Annotated in this window: 11 protein-coding genes; 7 read left to right on the top strand and 4 right to left on the bottom strand. The window is 70.1% G+C overall.

The features are described from left to right. Positions 1-104: 104 nt before the first annotated feature. On the bottom strand, positions 105-1,595 hold the full coding sequence (locus ACFVUT_RS16495; protein ID WP_389649131.1) for an oligopeptide:H+ symporter: 1,491 nt from the start codon (positions 1,593-1,595) through the stop codon (positions 105-107). A 490-nt stretch (positions 1,596-2,085) separates the two neighbouring features. Between ACFVUT_RS16495 and ACFVUT_RS16490 the strand changes: the two genes are divergently transcribed. Further along, positions 2,086-2,763, top strand: a complete 678-nt coding sequence (locus ACFVUT_RS16490; RefSeq protein WP_389649134.1) for a response regulator transcription factor — start codon at positions 2,086-2,088, stop codon at positions 2,761-2,763. A gap of 15 nt (positions 2,764-2,778) precedes the next feature. Continuing rightward, positions 2,779-4,044: an ATP-binding protein gene (locus tag ACFVUT_RS16485; RefSeq protein ID WP_389649137.1), complete on the top strand. Its 1,266-nt coding sequence runs from the start codon at positions 2,779-2,781 to the stop codon at positions 4,042-4,044. A 123-nt stretch (positions 4,045-4,167) separates the two neighbouring features. Here ACFVUT_RS16485 and ACFVUT_RS16480 read toward each other — a convergent pair whose 3' ends face one another. Next, the gene (locus ACFVUT_RS16480) at positions 4,168-4,692 is read right to left on the bottom strand and encodes a GtrA family protein (protein ID WP_389649140.1); all 525 of its coding nucleotides are present in this window, start codon (positions 4,690-4,692) and stop codon (positions 4,168-4,170) included. A 162-nt stretch (positions 4,693-4,854) separates the two neighbouring features. On the opposite strand from ACFVUT_RS16480, the gene ACFVUT_RS16475 reads away from it, so the two are divergent. The 3 genes from ACFVUT_RS16475 to ACFVUT_RS16465 are packed head-to-tail and all read left to right on the top strand — an operon-like array spanning position 4,855 to position 7,727. Continuing rightward, on the top strand, positions 4,855-5,994 hold the full coding sequence (locus tag ACFVUT_RS16475) for a 5-(carboxyamino)imidazole ribonucleotide synthase (RefSeq protein WP_389649143.1): 1,140 nt from the start codon (positions 4,855-4,857) through the stop codon (positions 5,992-5,994). Then, a complete protein-coding gene (purE, locus tag ACFVUT_RS16470; protein WP_389649146.1) occupies positions 5,991-6,527 on the top strand; it encodes a 5-(carboxyamino)imidazole ribonucleotide mutase in 537 nt (178 codons plus the stop codon). The genes ACFVUT_RS16475 and purE overlap by 4 nt, the downstream gene beginning before the upstream one ends. Positions 6,528-6,533: 6 nt before the next feature. Next, positions 6,534-7,727: a dipeptidase gene (locus tag ACFVUT_RS16465; RefSeq protein ID WP_389649149.1), complete on the top strand. Its 1,194-nt coding sequence runs from the start codon at positions 6,534-6,536 to the stop codon at positions 7,725-7,727. 137 nt (positions 7,728-7,864) lie between these two features. On the opposite strand, the gene ACFVUT_RS16460 is transcribed toward ACFVUT_RS16465, so the two are convergent. Then, positions 7,865-8,227: a VOC family protein gene (locus ACFVUT_RS16460; RefSeq protein ID WP_389649153.1), complete on the bottom strand. Its 363-nt coding sequence runs from the start codon at positions 8,225-8,227 to the stop codon at positions 7,865-7,867. 110 nt (positions 8,228-8,337) lie between these two features. Between ACFVUT_RS16460 and ACFVUT_RS16455 the strand changes: the two genes are divergently transcribed. Then, positions 8,338-8,850: a CGNR zinc finger domain-containing protein gene (locus ACFVUT_RS16455; RefSeq protein WP_389649156.1), complete on the top strand. Its 513-nt coding sequence runs from the start codon at positions 8,338-8,340 to the stop codon at positions 8,848-8,850. Positions 8,851-8,938: 88 nt separating this feature from the next. On the opposite strand, the gene ACFVUT_RS16450 is transcribed toward ACFVUT_RS16455, so the two are convergent. After that, positions 8,939-10,282, bottom strand: a complete 1,344-nt coding sequence (locus ACFVUT_RS16450) for a UDP-glucose dehydrogenase family protein (protein ID WP_389649160.1) — start codon at positions 10,280-10,282, stop codon at positions 8,939-8,941. 210 nt (positions 10,283-10,492) lie between these two features. On the opposite strand from ACFVUT_RS16450, the gene ACFVUT_RS16445 reads away from it, so the two are divergent. Next, positions 10,493-11,650: an acyl-CoA dehydrogenase gene (locus ACFVUT_RS16445; RefSeq protein WP_389649303.1), complete on the top strand. Its 1,158-nt coding sequence runs from the start codon at positions 10,493-10,495 to the stop codon at positions 11,648-11,650. Positions 11,651-11,771: the final 121 nt, after the last annotated feature.

The following is an 11,771-nucleotide window of genomic DNA, read 5'->3' as shown; positions in this document are numbered from 1 at the left end:
GCACCCATGGCATTGAGCTGAGCCCGCACGCGAAAGAGCCGCCGCACCGGCTCCCGGAACCCGGGATCGGTGCGGCGGCTCTCCGTACGGCAGGGGCCGGCGCGTCAGCGCACGTCGCCCATGAGCCGCTTGACCTTGCCGCGGTACAGGAAGACGGCGGCACCCGCGGCGACGGCGAGGGCGGCCTGGAGCGTGACCACGCCGGTGCCGTTGAGCTCCACACCCGCGATGGAGAGCAGACCCGTGGTGCAGTCACCGGCGGTGACCGCGAGGAACCACACCCCCATCATCTGGCTGGCGTACTTCGCCGGAGCCATCTTCGTGGTGACGGAGAGGCCCACGGGGGACAGCGTCAGCTCGGCCACCGTCTGGACGAAGTAGATCGCCACGAGCCACATCGCGGCGGCCTGGTGACCGTCGCCCGCGATCGTCAGCGGCATCAGGAAGAGGAAGAACGACGCACCGATCAGCACCAGGCCGGAGCTGAACTTCACGATGGTGCTGGGCTCCTTGCCGCGGCGGTTCAGCGCCATCCAGAACGCGGCGAAGACCGGAGCCAGCGCCATGATCAGGACCGGGTTGACCGACTGGTACCAGGAGACCGGGAAGTCCCAGCCGAAGACGGTGTTGTCGGCCGAGGAGTCGGCGAAGATCGCGACCGTCGAACCGCCCTGGTCGTAGATCATCCAGAAGATGGCGGCGGCGACGAAGAACCAGATGTAGCCGGACATCTTCGCCTGCTCGGAGGCGCTCAGCTCCTTGTCGCGCTTGATGCGCGCCAGGACGACGACCGGAATGACCAGACCCGCGACGGTGATGGGGACCAGCAGCCAGTTGAGCGTGTAGACGCCGGTGGCGACCGTGACGAGGTAGAAGACGGCCGCGACGGCCAGCCAGATCATGGACTTGCGCAGCGTGGACGCGCGCTCGGCGGCGGACAGCGGCTTCGGGACGACGAGGCTGCGCTCGTTCAGGTGGCGGGTGCCGATCAGGAACTGGGCGACGCCCAGACCCATGCCGACCGCGGCCAGTGCGAAGCCGAGGTGCCAGTTGACGTTCTCACCGATGGTGCCGATGATCAGGGGCGCCGCGAAGGCACCCATGTTGATGCCCATGTAGAAGATGGTGAAGCCGCCGTCACGGCGCGGGTCGTCCGGACCGTCGTAGAGGTGGCCGACCATGGTGGAGATGTTCGACTTGAGCAGCCCGGAGCCGATCGCCACCAGGCCGAGGCCCGCGAAGAAGGTGCCCTGGGACGGCAGCGCCAGGGTCAGATGGCCGAGCATGATCACGGCGCCGGCGACGGCGACGGTCTTCCGGGGGCCCCAGACGCGGTCGCCGAACCAGCCGCCGGGCATGGCGAGCAGGTACACCAGCGACAGGTAGACCGAGTAGATCGCCGTGGCCGTGGCCGGGTTCATGTGAAGCCCGTTGGGGGCGATCAGATAGAGGGGGAGCAGGGCCCTCATGCCGTAGTAGCTGAAGCGCTCCCACATCTCCGTCATGAAGAGAGTGGCCAGGCCGCGGGGGTGGCCGAAGAAGGTCTTCGCGGATCCAGAGGTACTGGCCGGGTCCTTCGTCAGGCTGGACGCCATGGTCGATCCTTGGGTGCTCGGGACGCGGCGCCTCGTGAGCGTGACGCGCCCGGTGGGGGGAGGCCGGCACCGGCACGGACGCGCCCCACCCCGACGCCTCGCTGGGGATGCGTCCCGACCGCCGGACTCGTCGAGGAGCCGACCGGAGGAGACGGGGACCGACCGCATCGGGATCCACGCCCGGCGCGCACTTTCGCGCTCCGGGCCCGGCCGCAGGTCATTCACTGAACTCACGACTGGCGGGTACCAGCCGGCAGAGCAAAAAGACCCCAGGCGCTAAAAGCTGCCCAAGGGTCCTTGAGTCGTGCAACAGGCGTCGAGTAACCATACGGCATGACACAGTCCGATATGAATGGACTTGAGAGATGGATCACAGGTATCCATGCAATCAGACTCCTCTATTCGAAGGCTATTCGTCATCCTCATCGCTGACTCGAAGGGCTTTTCGATCACCGCACGGCGGGTGCCCCGCGCGGACTACCATCACTTCATGACCCGTGTACTGCTCGCCGAGGACGACGCATCCATCTCCGAGCCGCTGGCCCGCGCCCTGCGTCGGGAGGGGTACGAGGTCGAGGTCCGCGAGGACGGTCCGACCGCCCTCGACGCCGGCCTCCAGGGGGGAATCGACCTGGTCGTACTCGACCTGGGCCTGCCCGGGATGGACGGCCTCGAAGTCGCCCGCAGACTCCGTGCCGAAGGCCACAGCGTGCCGATCCTGGTGCTGACGGCCCGCGCCGACGAGGTGGACACCGTCGTCGGGCTGGACGCGGGCGCCGACGACTACGTCACCAAGCCCTTCCGGCTGGCCGAACTGCTCGCCCGCGTCCGGGCCCTGCTGCGCCGCGGCGCCACCGAGCCCGCCCCGCAGCCCGCCACCCACGGCGTCAGGATCGACGTCGAGTCGCACCGTGCCTGGATGGGCGACGAGGAACTCCAGCTCACCGCGAAGGAGTTCGACCTGCTGCGGGTCCTGGTCCGCGACGCCGGCCGGGTCGTCACCCGTGACCAGCTGATGCGCGAGGTCTGGGACACCACCTGGTGGTCGTCGACCAAGACCCTCGACATGCACATCTCCTGGCTCCGCAAGAAGCTCGGCGACGACGCCGCCAATCCCCGCTACATCGCGACCGTACGGGGCGTCGGCTTCCGCTTCGAGAAGAGCTGACGTACAGAAACACTCATGCGCCGCAGACTGATCAACTCCACGCTCGCCGTGGTGCTCGTGGTGATCGCCGTCTTCGGCGTCTCCCTCGTCATCGTCGAGAGCCGCACCATCAGCAACAGCGCCCAGGAGAGCGTCGACTCCGAGGCGCTGCGGCTGATCAGCGTCGTCGAGAGCCGGATTCTCGGGGACGAGCGGATCAACGCCTCGTTGCTGGCCGAGCAGATCTCCAGCAAGCGTTACGCACGGGTCGAGATCCCCGGGCGTACTCCCCTCGAAGTCGGTACGCGCCCCAGCGGCAGCGCGATCAGCAGCACGGCCGAGGGGGAGCACGGTGAGCGCGTCACCGTCGAGGAGTCCGGCTCCGCCGTCACCCGTGAGGTCGGCCGCACGCTGTTGATCATCGGTGCGGTGGCGCTGCTGGCCATCGTCTCGGCCGTGCTCCTCGCCGTACGCCAGGCCAACCGGCTGGCCTCTCCGCTGACGGACCTCGCCGAGACCGCCGAACGCCTGGGGTCCGGCGATCCGCGCCCGCGCCACAAGCGGTACGGAGTGCCGGAGCTGGACCGGGTCGCCGACGTCCTGGACTCCTCCGCCGAGCGGATCGCCCGGATGCTGACCGCGGAACGCCGGCTGGCAGCCGACGCCTCGCACCAGCTCCGCACCCCGCTGACCGCGCTCTCCATGCGCATCGAGGAGATCTCGGTCACCGACGACCCGGACACGGTGAAGGAGGAGGCGAACATCGCCCTCACCCAGGTCGAACGGCTCACCGACGTGGTGGAGCGGCTGCTGACCAACGCCCGTGATCCGCGCACCGGCTCCGCCGTCGTCTTCGACCTCGACGAGGTCGTCAAGCAGCAGATCGAGGAGTGGCGCCCGGCCTACCGGGGCGAGGGCCGCGCCATCGTCCGCTCCGGGAAGAAGGGGCTGCGGGCCGTCGGCACCCCCGGCGCGGTCGCCCAGGTGCTGGCCGCACTGATCGAGAACTCACTGATGCACGGCGGCGGCACGGTCGCGCTGCGCACCCGGGTCACCGGCAACCAGGCGGTGATCGAAGTCACGGACGAGGGCCCGGGCGTGCCGCCCGACCTCGGCGCCAGGATCTTCGAGCGGACGATCAGCGGCCGCAACTCCACCGGCATCGGCCTCGCGGTGGCCAGGGACCTCGCGGAGGCGGACGGCGGTCGCCTCGAACTGCTCCAGCAGCAGCCCCCGGTCTTCGCCCTCTTCCTCAGCAGGGTGGCCCTGAAGAGGCAGGAACCGGAGCGCCCGGTGCGGTGACGGCAGGGCGAACGGCTCCGGTGGCGGCACGGTGAGCGGGTCCGGTGAGGGCGGGGTGAGCAGGCCGGGCGAAGGCGGGGCGAACGGCTCCGGTGGCGGCACGGTGAGCGGGTGGGGCGGCGGCTACCGCCGTGCCGGATCCACCTCGATCTGCGGCACCTGCTCCGTACGGCCCTGCTTCAGGAACCCCTCCGCGCTCAGCACGGTCTCCTTCGCGGGCAGTGCCTTGAACACCCACGTCCGGTAGGACCAGAAGCGGAACAGTGTCGCGATGCCGATTCCGAGGACCTTGAAGACATTGCTCTGGACCGGGGTGTTCCATCCGAACCCGTACGTCGCCGCGTACAGCACACCGGTCTCGATGACCGCGCCCACCGCGCTGAACAGCAGGAACAGCGTCAGCTCCCGGGTCCGCCCGCTCTTGTCACGGTCCCGGTACGTCCAGTAGCGGAAACCGACGTAGTTGAAGAGGATGGCGACGAACGTCGCCAGCAGACCTGCCCGCACCACCTGGAGGTCCGTGGTGCGCCAGAGCAGGTTGGAGACCCCGATATTGACCACCAGGCCGAGTGCGCCGACCGCGCCGAACTTCGCGACCTCGCGGACCAGTAGATCCAGCCGGGTCCGCAGTGCGCCCCGTTCGCTCATGGTGATCGCTCAGCCCGTCTGTCGGCAACGTCAATCCACCCATGCTAACCAGCCCGCCCGTGGGCTGCCTGTGGTTGTGCTGTCAGGCGCGGCGCTGCCGTGACGCGGGGGCGGACGGAGGGCGTCGTGGGGTGCCCCCGGAGCGGCGGATACCCTGGAGGAGTGACGTTTCCGGTAGTCGGCATGGTCGGCGGCGGTCAGCTCGCCCGTATGACCCACGAGGCAGGCATCCCCCTCGGCATCAAGTTCAAGCTCCTCAGTGACACCCCCCAGGACTCGGCGGCCCAGGTGGTGAACGAAGTCGTCGTCGGCGACTATCGCGACCTGGACACGCTGCGCGCCTTCGCGCGCGGCTGCGACGTGATCACCTTCGATCACGAGCACGTACCGACCGAGCACCTGCGGGCCCTGGAGGCGGACGGCATCCCCGTGCGTCCAGGCCCCGACGCGCTGGTGCACGCCCAGGACAAGGGGGTGATGCGCGCGAAGCTCACCGAGATCGGCGTGCCCTGCCCCCGCCACCGCATCGTGAAGGACCCGGCGGACGTCGCGGCCTTCGCCGAGGAGGCCGGGGGCTTCCCCGTCGTCCTCAAGACGGTCCGCGGCGGCTACGACGGCAAGGGCGTGTGGGTGGTCCGTTCCGAGGCGGATGCCGCCGAGCCGTTCCGGGCCGGTGTCGCGGTCCTCGCCGAGGAGAAGGTCGACTTCGTACGGGAGCTGGCGGCCAACATCGTCCGCTCGCCGCACGGCCAGGCCGTCGCCTACCCGGTCGTCGAGTCGATCCAGGTCGACGGCGTCTGCGACACGGTCATCGCCCCGGCCCCGGAGCTGGACGAGCGGCTCGCCGGCGAGGCCCAGCAGCTCGCCCTCCGCATCGCCGCCGAACTCGGCGTCGTCGGACACCTCGCCGTCGAGCTCTTCGAGACCGCGGACGGACGCATCCTGGTCAACGAGCTGGCCATGCGCCCGCACAACTCCGGGCACTGGACCCAGGACGGCGCGATGACCTCGCAGTTCGCCAACCACGTCCGGGCCGTCCTCGACCTGCCGCTCGGCGACCCCCGCCCGCGCGCCACCTGGACGGTCATGGCCAATGTGCTCGGCGGCGACTACCCCGACATGTACCAGGGGTACCTGCACTGCATGGCCCGCGACCCGCAGCTCAAGATCCACATGTACGGCAAGGACGTGAAGCCCGGCCGCAAGGTCGGACACGTCAACACCTACGGCGACGACCTGGCGGACGTGCGGGAGCGCGCCCGGCACGCGGCCGACTACCTGCGAGGAACGATCACCGAATGACTTCCCCCGCCGCCGCGCCCCTCGTCGGCATCGTCATGGGCTCGGACTCCGACTGGCCCGTCATGGAGGCAGCGGCCAAGGCCCTCGACGAGTTCGAGATCCCCTACGAGGTCGACGTCGTCTCCGCCCACCGCATGCCGCGCGAAATGATCGCCTACGGGGAGAACGCCGCCGACCGCGGCCTCAAGGCGATCATCGCGGGCGCCGGCGGCGCCGCACACCTGCCGGGCATGCTCGCCTCCGTCACCCCGCTGCCGGTCATCGGCGTCCCGGTCCCGCTGAAGTACCTGGACGGCATGGACAGCCTGCTGTCCATCGTGCAGATGCCGGCCGGCGTCCCCGTCGCGACCGTCTCCGTCGGCGGCGCGCGCAACGCGGGCCTGCTCGCCGCGCGCGTCCTCGCCGCCCACGACAGCGAGCTGCTGGCGCGGATGCGGGAGTTCCAGCAGGAGCTGAACGACCAGGCGACGGAGAAGGGCAAGCGGCTGCGCGCCAAGGCCGACGGCGCCGACACCTTCGGCTTCGGGAAGTAGGCCGCGATGGACCAGCTGGAGCGGGCGGCGGAACTCCTCGCCGAGTACCCCGTCGTCGACGGCCACAACGACCTTCCGTGGGCGCTGCGCGAACAGGTCGGCTACGACCTGGACGCCCGTGACATCGCCACCGACCAGTCCGCCCATCTGCACACCGACATCCCGCGGCTGCGCGCGGGCGGTGTCGGCGCCCAGTTCTGGTCCGTCTACGTACGGTCCGACATGGCGGGCGACCAGGCCGTCAGCGCCACCCTCGAACAGATCGACGTGGTCGCCGAGCTGATCGCGCGCCACCCCGCCGACCTGCGGCGCGCCCTGACCGCCGACGACATGGAGGCCGCCCGCGCCGAGGGCCGCATCGCCTCCCTGATGGGCGCCGAGGGCGGGCACTCCATCAACGACTCGCTGGGCACCCTGCGCGCCCTGCACACCCTCGGCGTGCGCTACATGACGCTCACCCACAACGACAACATCGCGTGGGCGGACTCGGCGACCGACGAGCCGGGCGTCGGCGGTCTCTCCCCCTTCGGCCACGAGGTCGTACGGGAGATGAACCGCACCGGCATGCTGGTCGACCTCTCCCATGTGGCGGCCACCACGATGCGTGACGCGCTCGACACCTCCACCGCGCCGGTGATCTTCTCGCACTCCTCGTCGCGTGCGATCTGCGACCACCCGCGCAACATCCCCGACGACGTCCTCGGCAGGCTCCCGGCCAACGGCGGCGTCGCCATGGCGACCTTCGTACCGAAGTTCGTCCTCCCGGCGGCCGTCGCCTGGACCCTGGCCGCGGACGAGAACCTGCGGACCCACGGCCTGCACCACCTCGACACCACGGCGCGGGCCAAGAAGATCCACGCCGACTTCGAGGCGGCCCACCCGCGCCCGGTGGCCACGGTGGCGACGATCGCCGACCACCTCGACCACATGCGCGAGGTCGCCGGCATCGACCACATCGGCATCGGCGGCGACTACGACGGCACGGCCTTCCTCCCGGACGGCCTCCAGGACGTCGCCGGATACCCGAACCTGATCGCGGAGCTGCTCGGCCGCGGCTGGTCCGGCACCGACCTCGCCAAGCTCACCTGGCAGAACGCGGTACGGGTACTGCGTGACGCCGAAGACGTCGCGCGCGATCTGAGCGCGCGCCGGGCGCCGTCCCACGCCACGATCGAGCAGCTGGACGGCCGGGCCGGCTGAGCCGGAGCTGTCGCGTGCGGGGCACCCCCGGGGTGCCCCGCACGTTTTTCGACGCGCACGCAGCCGGGCCGACCCGCACCCACACAGCAGGTCAGCCCGCACACAAGCAGCAGGTCAGCCCGCACACAGCCAGCAGGTCAGCCCGCACACAGACAGAACGGGTGCCCCGCAGGATCCGCGTACACCCTGAAGGTCCGCTCCCGGTCCTCCGCGTCCAGCACGCGCGCGCCCAGCGCGAGCACCTCCCGCTCCGCCGCGTCCAGATCCGGCACGGTCAGATCCAGGTGGAACTGCTGCGAACCGTCCGGACGGGGCCACCGCGGCGGTACGAAACCGGGCGCGGCCTGGAACGCGAGCGGTGTGGCCGCGCCGCCGGTCAGCTCCACCCAGTCCTCGCCGCCGTCCTCGACCTTTCCGCCGAGCAGCCCGGCGTAGAACCCGGCGAGCGCGACCGGGTCGGGGCAGTCCAGAACGACGGCCCCCAGTGTGGCGACAGCCATGACACTTCCTCCTTCGAGCAGGGACATCACGCGAGCAAGGGGTTACCTCTAAACTGGTCCAACAGGTAACTGTTACTGCATGCTGCCGCACTGGAAGTAACGTCGCAACCATGAATGGGAAAGATTCCGCGCCCGGTGGACTCGCGTTGATCGAGGCCCTGGTCAACACGCTGGACGTCGAGACCGGTGCGGACACGCTCGACACGGCCGACGGGCGCGCCGCCTTCTCCCTCGCCGAGTCCGACGCCCCGGACGCCCGCGCCCTGCGCGAGGCGCTCCGCGCCGCCTGCCTCGCCCACGCCGGGCACCATCCGCCGGACGGAGCCGCGGCGCCCCCGCTCGACCGGCTCCTCGCCGAAGCTCCGCTGCGCGTCACCGTGGACGCGGCGGGCGCCGCCTCACTGCGGCCCACCGAGGAACCGGCCGGCCTGACCGCCCGGGTCGCGGCGGCCATCGCCGCCGCGGCGGCCGACGGCACCTGGGCGCGGCTCAAGGCGTGCGAGGCCGAGGACTGCCAATGGGCGTACTACGACCGCAGCCCGGCCGGGCGCCGCCGCTGGTGCTCCATGTCGGTGTGCGGCGCCCGCGCGAAGATGCGCACCTACCGCGCGAAGCGCGGCTGAGGACCGCGAAGGCCGAGGACGCTGCGGACTCCCGGGCGCCGGGGCCCGGAGGCCGGGCCCTTCCGGCGCGTCAGGTCATTCCTCCGGCTCAGGCCTTCGGGCGTCCCATCGCACGGTACGTCCAGCCGGCCGCGCGCCACAGCTCGCTGTCGAGGGCGTTGCGGCCGTCCAGGATGATCCGGCGCGACGCGACCTCGCCGAGCGCCGCCGGGTCCAGCTCGCGGAACTCGCGCCACTCCGTCAGATGCAGCACCACATCCGCGCCGCGCACCGCGTCCAGCGCCGAGTCCGCGTAACCGAGGGTGGGGAAGAGCCGCCGGGCGTTGTCCATGCCCTTCGGGTCGAAGACCGTGACCTGCCCGCCCTGCAGATGGATCTGCCCGGCCACGTTCAGCGCCGGCGAGTCCCGCACGTCGTCGGAGTCGGGCTTGAACGTCGCGCCCAGGACCGCCACCCGCTTGCCGAGGAACGAATCGCCGCCCACGGCCTCCCTGGCCAGTTCCACCATGTGGCCGCGGCGGCGCATGTTGATCGAGTCGACCTCGCGGAGGAAGGTCAGCGCCTGGTCCGCGCCCAGCTCGCCGGCGCGCGCCATGAACGCCCGGATGTCCTTGGGCAGGCAGCCGCCGCCGAAGCCGATCCCGGCCCGCAGGAACTTGGACCCGATCCGCTCGTCGTGGCCGATCGCCTCGGCCAGCTTCTTCACGTCGCCGTCGGCGGCCTCGCAGACCTCCGCCATGGCGTTGATGAACGAGATCTTCGTGGCCAGGAACGAATTGGCCGCGGTCTTCACCAGCTCGGCGGTCGGGAAGTCCGTCACCACGAACGGCGACCCCTCGGCGACCGGCACGGCGTACACCTCGCGCAGCAGCTTCTCGGCCTGCTCGCTCTCCACGCCGACGACGATCCGGTCCGGGTGCAGGGTGTCCTTCACGGCGAAGCCCTCGCGCAGGAACTCCGGGTTCCAGGCCAGCTCCGCGTCGGCGCCCACCGGCGCCAGCTCCGCCAGCCGTGCCGCGAGCCGGGCCGCCGAACCCACCGGGACGGTCGACTTCCCGACGACCAGGGCGGGCCGGGTCAGATGCGGCGCCAGCGACTCGAAGGCGCTGTCGACGAAGCTCATGTCGCAGGCGTACTCACCGTGCTTCTGCGGAGTGTTCACGCAGACGAAGTGCACATCGCCGAAGGCCGCGACCTCCTCCCACGAGGTGGTGAACCGCAGCCGCCCGGTGGCTCCCTCGATGCCCTCGACGTGCTTGCGCAGCAGTTCCTCCAGGCCCGGCTCGTACATCGGAACCCTGCCGGCGCTCAGCATCTCGATCTTCTCGGGCACGACATCGAGGCCGAGCACTTCGAAGCCCAGTTCCGCCATGGCCGCGGCGTGGGTGGCGCCGAGGTAGCCGGTACCGATCACAGTGATCCTGAGGGCCATGAAGTGCTCCTGTGAGATGCGGACAGACGTGCGGTGAACGAGCATAGTCGTGCTCCCGAAGCCCAGGTCTTCCGCCCGCCCGCACCCCTTTTTCCCCCCTTCGCCCACCCCTGTCGTCAAGCTCACGCGGGCATTGCGTAGGCCATTGCGGGAGCGGAGCCCTAAAATTGAGTTACTTAACGGTAGTTAGCGTCTTGGGGAGTGAACGTCTTGGCGGGTTCGACCGATTTCGACCTGTACCGTCCGGCCGAGGAGCACGAGATGCTTCGCGAGACGGTGCGCGCGCTCGCCGAGGCGAAGATCGCCCCGTACGCGGCGGCGGTCGACGAGGAGGCGCGCTTCCCGCAGGAGGCGCTGGACGCCCTGACCGCCGCGGACCTCCAGGCGGTGCACGTACCCGAGGAGTACGGCGGCGCGGGCGCCGACGCCCTCGCCACGGTCATCGTGATCGAGGAGGTGGCCCGCGTCTGCGCCTCCTCCTCCCTCATCCCGGCCGTGAACAAGCTCGGCTCGCTCCCCGTGATCCTCGCCGGCTCCGAAAGCCTGAAGAAGAAGTACCTGGGCCCGCTCGCCAAGGGCGACGCGATGTTCTCGTACTGCCTCTCCGAGCCCGACGCGGGTTCCGACGCGGCGGGCATGAAGACCCGGGCCGTGCGCGACGGCGACTTCTGGGTGCTCAACGGTGTGAAGCGCTGGATCACCAACGCGGGCGTCTCCGAGTACTACACGGTGATGGCCGTCACCGACCCGACCAAGCGGTCCAAGGGCATCTCCGCGTTCGTCGTCGAGAAGTCGGACGAGGGCGTCTCCTTCGGCGCTCCGGAGAAGAAGCTCGGCATCAAGGGATCCCCGACCCGCGAGGTCTACTTCGACAACGTCCGGATCCCCGCCGACCGCATCATCGGCGAGGAGGGCACCGGCTTCGCCACCGCGATGAAGACCCTGGACCACACCCGCATCACCATTGCGGCCCAGGCCCTCGGCATCGCGCAGGGCGCCCTCGACTACGCCAAGGGCTACGTCCAGGAGCGCAAGCAGTTCGGCAAGCCGATCGGCGACTTCCAGGGCGTCCAGTTCATGCTCGCCGACATGGCCATGAAGCTGGAGGCGGCCCGCCAGCTCACCTACTCGGCCGCCGCCAAGTCCGAGCGCCTCGACGGCGACCTCACGTTCTTCGGCGCCGCGGCCAAGTGCTTCGCCTCCGACGTCGCGATGGAGATCACCACGGACGCGGTCCAGCTGCTCGGCGGCTACGGCTACACGCGGGACTACCCGGTGGAGCGGATGATGCGCGACGCGAAGATCACCCAGATCTACGAGGGCACGAACCAGGTCCAGCGCATCGTGATGGCGCGGAACCTGCCGTAGCAGGGCTTTCGCAGGTCATCAGCTTTCTGGGGTGCTGACCTGCGCAGAGCGGAAGTCCCAGCCGGTTGGCCGGCTGGGACTTCTTCCGTTGCTCCGACGTGGCCCGTTCATTTTCCGTCAG

Source organism: Streptomyces sp. NPDC058051, assembly GCF_042885475.1.
GTDB lineage: Bacteria > Actinomycetota > Actinomycetes > Streptomycetales > Streptomycetaceae > Streptomyces.
Note: the sequence above shows the minus strand (reverse complement) of the source record. Positions and strands in the feature narration are given on the sequence as shown.